Genomic DNA, 13,889 nt, shown 5'->3' on the forward strand with positions numbered 1-13,889 from the left:
AAAGGACCTTGCCGTGCGCCTTCGTCTCGCAATTTTCGCGCTGGTTGCAGCGCAGACGCCCCTGCTTGCCGCGCCTGGCGACAGTCCACGCATTCCGCCGGTCGCCAGCCTCAGCGACGGACAATGGCTCAAGGGCGACCTGCATCTGCACTCGCGTCACAGCAAGGATTCGACCAACAATCCCGAGGCGAAGATTATCAAGTTCGCCGAGGATACCGGCTTCGACTATCTCGGCATCACCGATCACGACAATCACGTGGCGGGCGACGTCGCGCACAACACGTGGAGCGACCCCGAGTTCAGGTCCAAATCGGTGATCCTGCTTTACGGCGCCGAATGGACGACCGAGCGGGGCCATGGCAACGTCTTCTCGGCCAAGCCGTATGACCATCAGCGCCTGTTCGACGTGCGCGATGCGCGCGACGCGAAGATCCTGGCGGTCAAGCGGTCGCTGGGTATTCACCTCTCGGGTAACCACCCCGCCGGCAAGGATCACTTCGGCTTCAGTTTCGACATGCTCGATTCGCTCGAGGTGTGGAATTCGGCAATCTGGCCGAACAATGCCGCGGCGATCATGATCTGGGACGACATGCTCAAATCGGGCCGCAAGCTGACCGGGCGCGGCGGTAGCGATTCGCATCACGGCACGCCCGATACGCCGGAGCAGAAGACGTCGCACACGGCCGAACGCAACGCCAATTACGTCGGCACGCCGACCACCTGGGTGTTCGCGAAAACGCACGACGCCAAGGGTGTGGTCGACGCGCTGACCAACGGCCGCGTGTCGATCAGCGCGAATCCGTACGACCCGCGCGTCGAGCTGCGCGCCGATCTCGACAGCGATGGGCGAATGGACATGATGATGGGTGACGATGCGCGCCCGACCGGGAAGCCGGTCACGTTTCAGGTGCGGCTCGTCGGTGGCGGCGTGGCCGGCGCGGTGTATCACGTCCGCGTGATCAAGAACGGCGACCCGTTCGGCGCCTATGACACCGATCCCGTCGGCAATGCCGTCAGCTTCATCGATACACCTTCCGCCAAAGGTCGCAGCTATTACCGGGTCGAGGTCGAAGGCCCGCAAACCCCGTATCCGCAAGTGCCGGTATCGACCGTACTGAGCGGCAAGATGATCGCGCTTTCAAACCCGCTCTATTTCAACTTCGATCCCGATTTCTGAACGTCAGCGGTCGGCCGGGGCGGGGCTGGACGCAGGGCGCTGCCGTCAACCGGGTCGCTCACCCGCGCGGAGGAAGGCGCCGATGTGATCGTTAAGGAACTTGGCATCGGCCGGGTTGCTGGCCGCGCCCGCGGTATGGCCCCAGAGCGAGGGGATCGGTAACAGCGTGACATGGGGCATGAACCCCGCTTCGTAGCGCGCATCGTCGACGGGAAAGTACAGGTCCGTCGCGCAGGGCATGTAGAGGACGGGCACCGCAATCGACCTCAGCGCGCGCTTGATGTCGCCGCCCATTCCCGGTGTCGCGCCGATATCGTGTCCCTGCCACGTCCGCATCTGCAGGATCAGGTCGTTGGCATCGCCGCCGGGTACGAAGTCCTTGTACAGGCCCTCGAACACGCTGCGGTAGGTGGTGCCGGGGGCGGCCCCGGCGCGCCACAGTTCCTCGCGCCACCAGCCTTGTGAGAAGAGCCAGCCGGCCCAGATCGCCCCGAAGGTCTGCAGCCCGGCCTTGGGCGGCGTCTTGTAGTCGCCGCCGGCAAAAGCGGGATCATTCTGGATTGCCATGATCTGACTGTCGAGCCGTATGATGCCGTGCGGCCAGGCTTTCGCGGTCGCCGAGGTGACGACGATCCGGTCGGCGAAACCGGGGTGGCTCACGGCCCATTGAAACGCCTGTTCCCCGCCCATCGAAAAGCCGACGATTGCCCGCAGATGGTGGACGCCGAGCGCCCCGCCGAGCAGCCGATGCACCGCCTCGACGTTATCGCGAATGCTGGTGACCGGGAAGCGCGGGCCGTCGAACGGCGCGGGCGTATTGCTGGGGGAGGACGACTTGCCGTTGCCGAACAGTTCGGTCGCCACGAGGAAGTATTTTCGGGGATCCAGCGCCTTGTCCGGCCCGATCAGCCATTCGTAGCCGTGCGAATCCGCCATATAGTGCGACGGCAGCAACACCGCATTGTCGCGTGCGGCGTTGAGCGTGCCATAGGTGGCGTACATCACCCTGGCCTCTGGCAGGACGGTTCCGTTCTCGAGCTTGAACTGCTTGATGACGAAGGCACGGCGGTCGCCGTCGGCGGCGAATGCGGGCGTCGCCAGCGACGTGATCAGGGCCAGCACCGCCACGATGAATCGAACCATGTACCTGTCCCTCGCGGCGACGTGCCGCTGGCGGGATCATTCCGGAAGCGCGGCGCAACCGCAAGTCCCGCTTTCCGGGCCGCGGCGGCTAGGTCGGGCGCGATCGTCATCGCGCGCATGATGGCGCTGCGCACGGTCTATGAAGCCGGACCGACGGGACCGAACCTAGTCGGACCGGCAAGCCTTCGCAATTGATCGGTGCCCGGACGAAGCCGTCACCGCCAGGGCCACTGGTCGGTACCGCGCACCTTGGCGTCGAACCGCTTCAACTGGACGATCGTCTCCGATGCCAGCCCATTCGGCGGTGCGACGGCCATCGCTGACCAGGTCACGTGCCCGGACGCATCGATCGATTCCAGCGATAGCGTCGAGATACCGTTCCACAAGATCAGCCGGGACCGGAGCCACAGCATGCGCTGGCGCCGGACGGGCGCCGATCCGCGGTCCGTCGGCACCACATCCATGCCCCGTTCGGCGAGCCTGTCCGTAATCAGCGCGTGCAGCGCGGTCGCGAGCGGCTGATATCCCGCCTGCCCGGTGTCGTTGGCGGTGCGGGTCACGACGACGGTCGTGTGATGCGCGCCCAGGTTACCCGCAATGAAGACAGTCGCGGCGAGGAGCGCGATCCCGCACGCCGTCGCCAGGCGCCAGCGGGCGCGCGGCTGGGCCGGCGCGCGCTGCGGTAACGCGTCTGCCGCTTCTGCTTCCTCGCCGAGCCGGTAGCCGCGCTTTGGAATGGTCGCGATGAAGCGCGGCGCAGCGGCATCGTCGCCGAGTGCGCGACGCAGGTCTGCGATCACCACGGCGACGCTGTTGGCACTGACCGATCGGCCCGACCAGACCTGCCGCAGGATCGCCTCCCGCGACACCGGTCGACCGCGATCGCGACACAGCAGCTCGAGCGTGCGGGCTGCACGGTGCTCGAGCGGGACTTGCTTTTCCCCGTCGATCAGCCGCGCGCTGTCCGCATCGAACGTCCACGCTCCGATCTGCCATTGCGTTCGTACCGTCATGCGGACCCTCTAGCACCTGCCTGCCGCAAACCGGAACAGGCACGGCCGAGACCGGCGTGGCGGCGCGTACGCCGCGGTCCTGTCTTCTTTACACCTTCTTGATGGCCTAAACTTACCCGAACCGCTGCATCGATGCGCTTTCACAGGAGCACCCATGTCGTTTCACCGCCTTCCGAACGTCCTTGCCGCCCTGCTCACGCTGGCGGCATTCCCAGCAACGGCCAACGCCGCCGACCCCTCCATCATCGATCAGGCCCTACGCGACCCGGCCCGGGCGAAGGATAGCCAGCAGGATGCCAGGCGCCATCCGGCCGACCTCATCGCCCTGTCGCATCTTGCGCGCGGGCAGCGGGTGCTCGACCTTATTCCCGGTGGCGGTTACTGGACCCGGATCTTCAGCCACATCGTGGGGCAGGGGGGCCATGTCTATGCGGTTTGGCCGGCGGCCTATGCCAGGCTGGCGGCGCGCGACGTGGCGGCGTTGCGGCAGGTCGCGACAGCGCCGGCTTATCGCAACGTTACCGTCGCCGTGCAACCGCAGGCGCTCCCGACCGCGCCCGTGCCGCTCGATGTGATCTGGACGTCGCAGAACTACCACGACTATGCCGATCCCTTTCTGGGCAAGCCGGGTCCGGATGCGCTCGCGCGCGATGCCTTCCGCCTGTTGCGGCCAGGCGGGTATTTCATCGTCATCGACCATCGCAGCGCCCCGGGTCGTGGGATGGCGGATACCGATACGCTTCATCGCATCGACCCAGTGATCGTCCGGCGTCAGGTCGAGGCGGCGGGGTTCGTGTTTGCCGGCGCGAGCACCGTTCTGGACAACACGTCCGATCCGCTGACGGGAAAGGTGTTCGACCCAAGCGTCCGCGGGCGGACCAGCCAGTTCGCCTTTGCCTTCCGCAAGCCGGGAGGTGACCGCCGATGATTGTCCCCGACCGGCGGCACTGGTCCTGACGACCAGACAGCGCGGCACCTCCTGAACGCTCCACGCCATTTCGTGTCCGTTCAGGAGTTGCACCGCCCGACCGGGCGTTGAGGTCGAAGTGCGCCGGTGTTGGCCCGACCCGCACAGTTGCGTACAGACGGCCGGCAGTTGCCGGCTGGCGGAACGGAGCCCGAAGGCACTCCGTTGTTGCAGAATACGCAGATACTTATACGCGGTTTCTTACAAAACTACAGTGCGTTTGCCATTGATTGGCGCCCCTTCCTGCAGTCCCTGACAAGGCTTGTCGGGGCGAGGACGCTAACATACACCCCTGGGGCACCTCTTCTTGGGAAATCCTCATGCGCGCCTCATGCTCGATCGGATTCACGGCCTTCCTGCTCGCAACCACAGCACAAGCGGGCGCACGGCCCGTGGCCGCGGTCCCCGCCAAAGCGACGATCGTTCCCGATGCGAACGCGCCCAAGGGGCGGCTTTCCGATGCGGCCGTGCCGACGGCCTACCGCCTCGACTTCACGATCCTGCCCGAGGCAGAGGGTTTCAAGGGCCATGACGAGATCGACGTCACGATAAAGGCCGCGACCAAGTCGCTTTATCTTCACGGCCGCGACCTCAAGATGACCAGCGCGGTGGCGATGGTTGGCGGCAAGGCGACGCCGGCGACCTTCACTCAGGTGGACCGGAGCGGCACGGCCCGGCTCGATTTCGCGAGCGCGCTCCCGGCCGGCGCGGCAACCCTGAAGTTCGACTATACCGGCACTTTCGGTGACAGCGCCTCCGGCCTGTTCCACGTCAAGGTCGGCGACGCATGGTACAGCTGGACCCAGTTCGAGAGCATCGACGCCCGCTCAGCCTATCCCGGTTTCGACGAGCCTGGCTTCAAGACGCCGTTCACCGTTTCCGTGACGACGCATCCGGGTCTGGTCGTGGTTGGCAACGCACCGCAGGTGTCCGTCACCAGCGTCGCGGGCGGGATGGAGAAGCACCAGTTCGCCGTCACGAAGCCGCTGCCGACCTATCTCGTTGCGTTCGACACGGGGCCGTTCGTCCATCAGACCGGCATGATCGCGCCGACGCCCGAACGCCCCGTACCGATGGCCTATGGTGCCGTCGCGACCGTGCCGCAGAAGGACAAGATGGCCTATGTCATGGCCGAGACGCCGCGGATCGTGTCCTTGCTCGAGGACTATTTTGGCAAACCCTTTCCCTTCCCGAAGCTCGACCAGATCGGCTCGCCGATCATGCCCGGCGCGATGGAGAATGCGGGCGCCGACACCTATGGAGACGGGATTATCTATCTCGCGCCCGGCGCGACCACCGGCGACAAGCAGACCTTCGGTATGGTCGTCGCCCACGAGCTGTCGCACCAGTGGTTCGGCGATCTCGTCACCCCTGCCTTGTGGGACGACATCTGGCTGAACGAGAGCTTTGCCAACTGGATGGGCTATCGCATCGGCAACCTTTGGCGACCCGAGCTGAACATCGGCGTCGGGGCTCTCAACGAGGGTTTCGGGACGATGAACACCGACGCGCTGGAGGTCGGCCGCCCGATCCACCAGCCGATCACCGAGAACGGCCAGATCGATTCCGCATTCGACGGCATCACCTATGGCAAGGGCGGGCAGGTGGTGGCGATGATTGCCGCCTATCTCGGCGACGAGAAGTTCAAGGCGGGCGTCCGCCTTCACCTCCAGCGCCATGCGTACCGCAATGCGACGTCCGAGCAGTTCTTCCAGTCGATCGCCGATGCGGCGCAGGACCCGCGGGTGCTTGCCGCCCTCAAGTCGTTCGTCGATCAGCAGGGCGTGCCCGTCGTCGACGTGCGGCGACAGGGCAGTGCGATCGTCGCCACCCAGTCGCGCTATGCCTTTCTCGGGTCGACGCCGCCGCCGCTGAAATGGACGATTCCGTTCTGTGTTCGGGTCGGCACGGCGAAGCAGTGCGCGTTGCTCGACCAATCCTCCACAAGGCTTGCCGCGCCGGCATCGGGTCTGATCATGCCCAATGTCGGCGGCGCGGGATATTATCGTTTCGACCTCGCGGCCACCGACTGGCAGGCGCTGATTGCCGCCGCCGGAACGCTCGCGCCGGGCGAGGCGCTCGCCACCACCGACAGCCTGTGGGCAGCGTTCCGTGCCGGCAAGGCGCCTGCCGCCTGGCTGATCGCGGAAGCGCGCACGGTCGCGGCCAACCCCGATGCGACTGCCAGCCTCGATGGCGGCGGCAGGATCGCCGGCTGGCGCGCACGCGGGCTGATCACCCCCGCGTCGCTGCCGGCCTATCGCGCGCTGATGGCGTCGATCTACACGCCCCACCTGACCGCGCTCGGGTTCGATCCGGCCGCCGGCGCGTACGCGCAGGAAGATCCTGGCCGCCAGAACCTGCGGCACAGAATTGTCGGCCTGGTTGCCGACGATGCGCGCGATCCCGTGGTTCGAAGCAAGCTCAAGGCCGCCGGCGACCGGTATCTCGCGGGCGATACGAAAGCGCTCGATCCCGCGTTCGTCGGTGCGGCCCTGACCGTGATCGCACAGGAGGGCGGCGTTCCCGCGGTGAAGCTGCTCGTCGAAAAGGCGCTGTCGAGCGAGGATCCGACCTTCCGCCAGAATGCGCTCGGTGCCGCCGCGGAAAGCGGGCGCGCCGACGCTGCAACCTATCTCCTCGCGCTCGATGACAAAAGGCTGCGCAGCTACGATCGGATCGGTCTGATCTTCGACATCGCCCGCAACGCGGAAACGCGCGATCTCGGGGCCGACTGGATCCTCGCCAATTACGATACGCTGCTCGCGAGCGGCAACGGCATCTTCCTCACCAGCCGGCTGCCCGCCGCGCTGGGGTCGCAATGCGGGGCAGACCGGGCGGAGCGGATCGATGCCAAGGTGGGCGCCTCGATCCGCAAGGCCAATGTCGGCCTGTTGGACTATCAGCGCACGCTGGAAAGCATCCGGGATTGCGGCGTGCTGCGCCAGGCCAAGGCGGCAGAGATCGCTTCCGCGCTAGCGGCCGGGTAACGCCGTTCAATCTAGGACATCGCGACCGGGTGCAGACCTCCGATCGGTCGAAGCCGGCCGCGCAGTGTGTTCGAAACATCGCCAGGACGGCGAATGATTCGCGGTCCAGGCGCTGGCGCATGATCGGCCGCCGCGCATCGCGACGACCATGGTTGCGTGCCGTTGGAGGACTGCAACGCCATGCACGCGGCGCTGGCGTCCGCGTCACGTTCGCCATAGGTTCATCCGCTTGAGATTGGGGAGATCTATGGTGCGGCGGACAACGGCGATCGGGTGTGTTTTGGTGGCGTTGCTCTGCGGGTCCGCACTGGCGCGACCACCGGCGGCGACGCCTGCGCCAGCATCGGATGCGGCAGGCCCCTCCGCTCGCTTCGAAGAGATCGGCCGGCGCTATCTCGATGCCTTGCCGCGCCTGGCGCCCGAATATGGCACGACGCTCGGCGACCATCGCTTCGACGGCGACCTCAGCGATCCGTCGGCGGCGGGGAGAGCCCGCCAGCTGGCGGTAGAGCGTGGCCTGCTCGCTGAACTGGCCAAGATCGATTGCGCCAAACTGAGCCGTGACGCGCAGGTGGATGCTGCGCTGCTCGACAATCAGATCCGCCAGGACATTTGGACGATCGAGACGCTGCAGCGTTGGGCGTGGGACCCGCAGCTCTACAACGACGCTGCCGGGGCCGCGCTCTATGGCCTCGCGGCGCGCGATTTCGCACCCTGGCCGGTGCGATTGAAGGCGGCGACGCTCCGGATGGAGAAATTGCCGGCGTATCTCGCTGCGGCCCGCACCCAGCTCGACGTCGCACGGGTTCCGCTGGTGATGGCGCAAAGTGTCGCCAAGCGGAATGCTGGGCTCGTGGACATTGCCCAGGGGATGCTGGCCCCGCATGCCAGCGAGCTGGCCCCGACGGATCGCGCACGCTTCGACGCTGCGCTTGCCGGGCTGAAGCAGGCCAGTGCCGACCATCAGCACTGGCTCGACACGGTACTGGTGCCGGGAGCGAAAGGCGATTTCCGGCTGGGCGCGGCACGGTATGACCAGGCGATGCGCTTCGCGTTGATGAGCACCTTGTCGCGTGCCGATCTGGAGGCGCGCGCCCACGCCGCGATGGCCGACACGCGGGCGCAAATGTATGCGCTGTCACGGACCGCATTGTCGGGCCGTGCGGACGCCCCACCGTTGCCGGCCGACCCCAGCGCCGACCAGCAGCAGCACGCCATCACCGCGGCCTTGGCGCTAAGCTATGCGCAACGCCCTGCGCGCGACGCGCTGATGGCCACCGCCAAGGCTGACCTTGATCGCGCGACCGCGTTCGTCCGTGCGCACGATCTGGTTGGCATGCCCGATGCGCCGGTGCGGATCATCACCATGCCCAAGTTCCAGCAGGGCACTGCCGTCGCCTATGACGATCCTCCCGGTGCGCTGGAGACCAGCGGCGCGAACTTCTTCGCGATCTCGCCGATCCCCGACGACTGGACTGATGCGCAGGCCACCTCGTTCCTGTCCGAATACAATGATTTCATGGTCCACGACCTCGTCGTGCACGAAGCGATGCCGGGGCATTATCTGCAGCTTTTCCACCAGAACCAGAGCAAGAACGTGCTGCGAGCGGTGTTGAGCTCGGGCCCATTCGTCGAAGGCTGGGCGGTGTATGCCGAAGGCATGATGGCCGACGAGGGCTTTGTCGACGGGAACGTGCTGTTCAAGCTGACGGTGCTGAAGATGCGGCTGCGCTCCATCGCCAACACGTTGCTCGACATCGGTATCCAGACCGAAGGAATGACACGCGAACAGGCCATGACGCTGATGATGCAGGGTGCCTTCCAGCAGGAGCGCGAGGCGGCCGGCAAGTGGACCCGCGCGCAACTGAGTGCCGTGCAACTTCTGAGCTATTTCAGCGGCTATGCGGAGCATCAGGCATTACGCGAGGAAGCGAAGAAACGCTGGGGCAGCGGCTACACGTTGCGCCGGTATAATGATGCAGTGCTGGCGCACGGCGCGCCACCGGTGCGCTTCGTGCGCCAATTGATGTTCGGGCTGCCGATCGGGTAATCTATCTTGCGCCCGAACACTCCCGGCGGAGCCATATCGGTCGTGGCGCCGCAAGCGCCACGCAGGGCGCTACGTCGTATGTCCACGGTTGCTCGAACGCCGCATCCGGCGGCCCCACACGGGGAGCATGTCGACGCTGGACGCTCCCGCCTTCTTCGTGGTCATCGAAGAGGCAGAAGGAAGGTCCGGAGGGGATGCGGTCGACGTTGTGGCTAGGCGGCTGCTCGTCCTTTCGCGTGGCTGGAACCTTTTGCGAATTCCGAAATAGTTTCGTCTTGGAAATGAACCCGACTGGCTCAAATCCGGTCCCTGTCGTCGTAAGAATGCGACGAACATGGTAATTTATGTATCGAATTCTGAGTCGACCGTAAATTTGAACGGGCCGTCGGACGTTGATTCCGGCGATCGGCAACGATTGGGGATCGCGGCCTAAGTCACTGCGAATATACGAAATAGCACGCATAAGTACCTAAAAAATCCCAGTAGATATGGCGCGGCGGGGGTATGATCCGAGTTGCGGCGTCAAGGATTGGAGAGGGTCTGATATGGGTCGCTGGGCTGCTCGATTATTTGGACCGCCTGTACTCAGTGCTGCACACGGCAACCCGGTCAGCACATCGCCATCGCTTTTGACGCTCATCGCCTATCTGGCTACCGCTAGGGACGGTCGCGCCTGTCGCACGTCGATCATCGCGGCGCTTTGGCCCGATCGGGAAGAGGCAAAGGCGCGACACTGCCTTGCGACGATGCTGTGGCGGTTGAAGGGGCAGGTCGGTACGCGATCTCAACCGATCCTGGCAGATGGCGACGCGCTGTATCTCGATGCCCAGACCTGGGTCGACACGCTCGCGTTTGAGACGCGACTCCGCAAGGTCCGGGCATCCGGGAACGTGGATCTGCACAATCTCGCTGCCGCCATCCGCTACTGCCGGGGCGCCTTTCTCGACGGTCAGTTCGCCGAATGGGTGCTGCTCGAGCGCGAACGCCTGCGTTGCCTGCACATCGACGCGCTGGTCCAGCTGGCGACGTTGCTGGGTGAACGCGAGCGATGGCAGGATGCCATCCATCCCGCGCACCTTGCATGCGCGCTCGAACCGCTCCGCGAGAGTGCGCAGCGGTTGCTGATGATGGCCTATGCACGGACCGGGAACCGCGGCCTTGCCCTCAGACAGTATCGGCATTGCGTGCAGGTGCTCGCCGATGAATTGGGCGTATCGCCGATGGCGTCGACCGTGGCCCTGGCGCAAGAGATTGCGGGGAGGGGAGCCCGTTGGGACATCTTGCACCCACCGCCAGCCGTGACCGCGGCGAGCCCCCTGAAATCGGCCCTGCTGGAAAGCCGGGCCGGCATTATCTCCGCCCTAGCCTCGTTCGATCACGCGCTCGATCTTCTGTAGCCGCCGGTCTTCCTCGCGTCGCGGCCCAGGGCGCCGTCGCCGCACCCGGTAGCGATCTGGGCGGCCCCAAGGCGACCGCTCCGCTTGCCCGTTAAAGCCGATCGCTAGTCTCCCCTTTGCCCTGCAAGCTAGTCCTTCGCAGCGCTTTGCCACCGTCATGCAACACCCGTCGTCGTGCGCAGGCGGCGATGACGCATCGTCCATGCTTCGACGATATCGGTTCTGACAAAGCGGTCCCATCGCGCTTTCATGGCGTCGACCGCTGCGGTGACGGTGGCGTGATCCGGTCGTGACGCCGCGGTGACCGCGCTCGGATAACAAGAGGTCGACTCGGAATGGGCCGGGCGGAATTGGCGCGATGGACGTGTCCGATGACGATCCAGATCAGTCACCGCAGTTTGAGCAGAACACCGTCAGCCTCATCGTCAGGGTTTGGGCCGACGGCACCCTCCAGGGCTGCTCGACGTTGCGGGGCCACCTATCTGAGATCGACGGGACGCGGATCGGAGCCTTCAATTCGCTCGACGACCTGCCTGAGCTCCTTTTCCAGACGCTGCGCCGACGCATGAATCTCTCTGATAGAAAGGGTTGACCGAATGTCGCCTGAAGTTGCCACCTTTCCGCGCCTCCGGGCCAGTCTTGCCCCGGAGTATGTCGAAGCCAGCTACGGTGAACTGACCGGGATCGTAGAGGCCGTTTACGGTCCCGGCATGACACCGGAAGCCGTCGAAGGGTTTTTCGACGACGTCGGAAAGGCTTTCAAGAGCGCCGGGCAATCGGTCGGGCAGTTCGCCCAGCAGGCCGCACCCGTGCTGGCCCGCGCCGCCCCGAACATATTGCAGGGTGCCTCCAGCGGCATGGCCTTTGGTCCATGGGGTGCGCTGGCCGGTGCGGTCACCGGCGGCGCGAGCGGGATCATGCAACAGTCGAACGACCCGACGCTGCGTGCGGTGGGCGGGGTCATGCATCAGGTCGGCAGTCTGGCATCTGGGCTTCGGGGCGGGGGGCTCGGGTCGATCGCGACGGGCGGGGCCGGCATGATGCCCGGTGCGGCTGGTCTCGTGAATTCCATCTTCGGCAAAGCCGGCGGCGGAGCCGGTGGACCGGGAGGAGCGGGCGGGGGGAGCGTGGGAACGCTGATGGGCGTCCTGTCTCGACCTGAAATGCTCAACGGCCTTCTGTCCGCATCCATGCGCGGGTACGGCAAGCGCGATTTGCAGATCGGTGGCCAGCAGGTGCCGGTCCATACGCTCTTGTCGGCGCTCAGCAGCCTTGCGGGACGGGCCGCGAGCGAAGCTGCCGAAGTTGCGGAAAATGCCGAGGCAACGCCGGAATTCGTCCTGGCCGCCGGGGAATCGATCGGTATCAATCCCGAGAGCAGCGAGGGGCGCACCGACGCCCTCCTGACGCTGCTGGCCCTTACACCATCGATCTGGGCGTCTTCGCGTCCGCCAGCGCAATCCACCACGGTCACCGTCAGCCAGCCCGACTGGCCCGGTTTGGCGCCAAGCGCCAAGCCGAGCGCGAGCGAGGTCTTCCAATTCGCGGACGGTGCCGAGAGCTGGCCGGAATGGCCGGGCAACGAATGGGTCGAGGATTGGGGCAGGGAGCAATCCTATGCCTGAGCCCTTCGGATTGTCCGGCGCCGACACTTCTCCCGCCATGCTGGCGCAGATGATGGATCAGCTTGGCCAGTCGAACCCGCAAATGGCGATGCTCGTCCAGATGATGCAGGCGCGCACGGCGGCCGTGTCGAATGCCGTGGATACGCTGGATCGCGACACGACCGATGCCCTTGCCGTGCGCCTCGCGCGAACCGAGGAGCAACTCGCCGCGACGCGCGCGAATGCTGCTCGCATCCTCGCGTCGTATCGCGCCGCCAAACTCAGATTGGCCGATCTCGCGGCGGCGCTCGGCGCGTGCGGCTTGTGCTGGGGCGAAGACGGCGAATGCCCGAGCTGCCGGGGACGCGGCCATATCGGCATGATCCGGCCGGATCAGGAGATTCGCGCACGGCTGCTCGGTCCGTCGCGGCAATCGACGCCCATAGCCGAGCATTCAACAGGGCCTAGAACGTGAAAGGAGCCGTCAATGTTTAACGAAACTGCGTTTGAGACGCTGGAAAGCTTCGGAGAATCCCTGGAGTCCACCGAATGGAACGAAATGTTCGGCGAGAACCTCGAATCCGCCGAGTGGAGCCCGAAGCGGAACCAGCCGTTGCAACGGCCGAAGTTCGGCAATGCCGTCGCCAAGTCGGTCGCGAACGGTTATGCCACCAAGGCGGAATTGACGGCGACCGCCAACCGCCTGGATGCGCGCATCGCGGTGAACACCAAGGGCATCGCATCCCTCGAAAGCGGGCTCAAGAGTCTGGGCGCGGCCCACAACCGGCTCGAACATACTGTCAAGAAGGAGATCGAAGAGCGCAAGCAGGTCACCGATGGCCTGCGCCAGTCGATCGAAAACATGAAGATGGCTGTGATGCTGACACCGGTGATCAGCGCACCCAAGACCGTTCTGATGAACGGGGAGAAGGTCATGGTCGATAGCGGCGACAATTTCAGCACGCTCCTGCCGATGCTGCTCCTGAGCGGCAGTTTCGGTCCGCAACCGGCGGGGGGCACCGCCCAGTCCTCCAACGACATGATGATGCCGCTGCTGATCCTTGCGATGGGTCGCAAGTGATGCGCCATGCGGTTGGAGACGAGCCATGAATCTCATGAATTTCGCGGTCGGTTACGCGCTTGCGGAGCGGTACGACCATATCGACAGTGACGATCGCGGGCGGGCGGCGATCGTTGCGGCGCTGATGCCGGAACCGTTCGTCGGCATCGTGACCGCCAAGACCATGCTGGACCGGGCGGAAGACAACGCAAGCGTCGCGCCAGGCGTCGAGGGTACGGCGACCGTCTCCGACAAAAATGTCGGATGGCTGATCGCCGAGGGCGAGCAGGATGCGCATATCGAGGACGCGCGTCAGGACGCTTCGTCCGCGCTGAAGGTGGCCAACGCCGCCAACCAGTCCGCGCAGGACGCCTTGATGCTGCTGGGAACGTTACGGACGGACATCGATGGCCTGACCAAGGCCGTGGCAACACTGCAGGCGTCCCTGCAGGTTACCAAAACCCCGACCAAGTGACGGGATGTTTCGC

Annotated in this window: 12 protein-coding genes; 10 read left to right on the top strand and 2 right to left on the bottom strand. The window is 65.4% G+C overall.

The window, feature by feature from the left end:
- Positions 1-13 precede the first annotated feature (13 nt).
- Positions 14-1,177 (top strand): CehA/McbA family metallohydrolase, encoded by a 1,164-nt coding sequence (locus tag L8G49_RS11340; RefSeq protein ID WP_242185779.1) that lies wholly within the window; start codon positions 14-16, stop codon positions 1,175-1,177.
- 45 nt (positions 1,178-1,222) lie between these two features.
- Here L8G49_RS11340 and L8G49_RS11345 read toward each other — a convergent pair whose 3' ends face one another.
- A complete protein-coding gene (locus tag L8G49_RS11345; RefSeq protein WP_242185780.1) occupies positions 1,223-2,320 on the bottom strand; it encodes an alpha/beta fold hydrolase in 1,098 nt (365 codons plus the stop codon).
- A gap of 215 nt (positions 2,321-2,535) precedes the next feature.
- On the bottom strand, positions 2,536-3,333 hold the full coding sequence (locus L8G49_RS11350; protein WP_242185781.1) for a winged helix-turn-helix domain-containing protein: 798 nt from the start codon (positions 3,331-3,333) through the stop codon (positions 2,536-2,538).
- Positions 3,334-3,487: 154 nt separating this feature from the next.
- On the opposite strand from L8G49_RS11350, the gene L8G49_RS11355 reads away from it, so the two are divergent.
- From L8G49_RS11355 to L8G49_RS11395, 9 genes are all read left to right on the top strand, one after another.
- Positions 3,488-4,261, top strand: coding sequence for a methyltransferase (locus L8G49_RS11355; protein ID WP_242185782.1), 774 nt, complete (start codon positions 3,488-3,490; stop codon positions 4,259-4,261).
- Between the two features lie 359 nt (positions 4,262-4,620).
- Positions 4,621-7,290: a M1 family metallopeptidase gene (locus L8G49_RS11360; RefSeq protein WP_242185783.1), complete on the top strand. Its 2,670-nt coding sequence runs from the start codon at positions 4,621-4,623 to the stop codon at positions 7,288-7,290.
- Between the two features lie 247 nt (positions 7,291-7,537).
- Positions 7,538-9,340 carry a DUF885 domain-containing protein gene (locus L8G49_RS11365; RefSeq protein ID WP_242185784.1) on the top strand — a complete coding sequence of 601 codons (1,803 nt, stop codon included), beginning with the start codon at positions 7,538-7,540 and terminating at the stop codon, positions 9,338-9,340.
- A gap of 758 nt (positions 9,341-10,098) precedes the next feature.
- The gene (locus L8G49_RS11370) at positions 10,099-10,737 is read left to right on the top strand and encodes a bacterial transcriptional activator domain-containing protein (RefSeq protein ID WP_242185785.1); all 639 of its coding nucleotides are present in this window, start codon (positions 10,099-10,101) and stop codon (positions 10,735-10,737) included.
- Positions 10,738-11,095: 358 nt separating this feature from the next.
- Complete coding sequence (locus L8G49_RS11375) at positions 11,096-11,329, top strand: hypothetical protein (RefSeq protein ID WP_242185786.1); 234 nt, start codon at positions 11,096-11,098, stop codon at positions 11,327-11,329.
- Positions 11,330-11,333: 4 nt separating this feature from the next.
- Positions 11,334-12,362: a hypothetical protein gene (locus L8G49_RS11380; protein WP_242185787.1), complete on the top strand. Its 1,029-nt coding sequence runs from the start codon at positions 11,334-11,336 to the stop codon at positions 12,360-12,362.
- The gene (locus tag L8G49_RS11385) at positions 12,355-12,816 is read left to right on the top strand and encodes an XPC-binding domain-containing protein (protein WP_242185788.1); all 462 of its coding nucleotides are present in this window, start codon (positions 12,355-12,357) and stop codon (positions 12,814-12,816) included. Before L8G49_RS11380 ends, L8G49_RS11385 begins: the two co-directional genes overlap by 8 nt.
- A gap of 12 nt (positions 12,817-12,828) precedes the next feature.
- Complete coding sequence (locus L8G49_RS11390) at positions 12,829-13,422, top strand: hypothetical protein (RefSeq protein ID WP_242138814.1); 594 nt, start codon at positions 12,829-12,831, stop codon at positions 13,420-13,422.
- Positions 13,423-13,447: 25 nt separating this feature from the next.
- A complete protein-coding gene (locus L8G49_RS11395; protein ID WP_242185789.1) occupies positions 13,448-13,876 on the top strand; it encodes a hypothetical protein in 429 nt (142 codons plus the stop codon).
- Positions 13,877-13,889 lie beyond the last annotated feature (13 nt).

It is taken from the genome of Sphingomonas sp. CARO-RG-8B-R24-01, assembly GCF_022662295.1.
Taxonomy (GTDB): domain Bacteria; phylum Pseudomonadota; class Alphaproteobacteria; order Sphingomonadales; family Sphingomonadaceae; genus Sphingomonas.

Excerpts from the sequence above, each read along its gene's own strand:
- L8G49_RS11345 (WP_242185780.1), bottom strand. The coding sequence starts at position 2,320 with ATGGTTCGATTCATCGTGGCGGTGCTGGCCCTGATCACGTCGCTGGCG.
- L8G49_RS11350 (WP_242185781.1), bottom strand. The coding sequence starts at position 3,333 with ATGACGGTACGAACGCAATGGCAGATCGGAGCGTGGACGTTCGATGCG.
- L8G49_RS11355 (WP_242185782.1), top strand. The coding sequence starts at position 3,488 with ATGTCGTTTCACCGCCTTCCGAACGTCCTTGCCGCCCTGCTCACGCTG.
- L8G49_RS11360 (WP_242185783.1), top strand. The coding sequence starts at position 4,621 with ATGCGCGCCTCATGCTCGATCGGATTCACGGCCTTCCTGCTCGCAACC.
- L8G49_RS11365 (WP_242185784.1), top strand. The coding sequence starts at position 7,538 with ATGGTGCGGCGGACAACGGCGATCGGGTGTGTTTTGGTGGCGTTGCTC.
- L8G49_RS11375 (WP_242185786.1), top strand. The coding sequence starts at position 11,096 with ATGGACGTGTCCGATGACGATCCAGATCAGTCACCGCAGTTTGAGCAG.
- L8G49_RS11380 (WP_242185787.1), top strand. The coding sequence starts at position 11,334 with ATGTCGCCTGAAGTTGCCACCTTTCCGCGCCTCCGGGCCAGTCTTGCC.
- L8G49_RS11385 (WP_242185788.1), top strand. The coding sequence starts at position 12,355 with ATGCCTGAGCCCTTCGGATTGTCCGGCGCCGACACTTCTCCCGCCATG.
- L8G49_RS11390 (WP_242138814.1), top strand. The coding sequence starts at position 12,829 with ATGTTTAACGAAACTGCGTTTGAGACGCTGGAAAGCTTCGGAGAATCC.
- L8G49_RS11395 (WP_242185789.1), top strand. The coding sequence starts at position 13,448 with ATGAATCTCATGAATTTCGCGGTCGGTTACGCGCTTGCGGAGCGGTAC.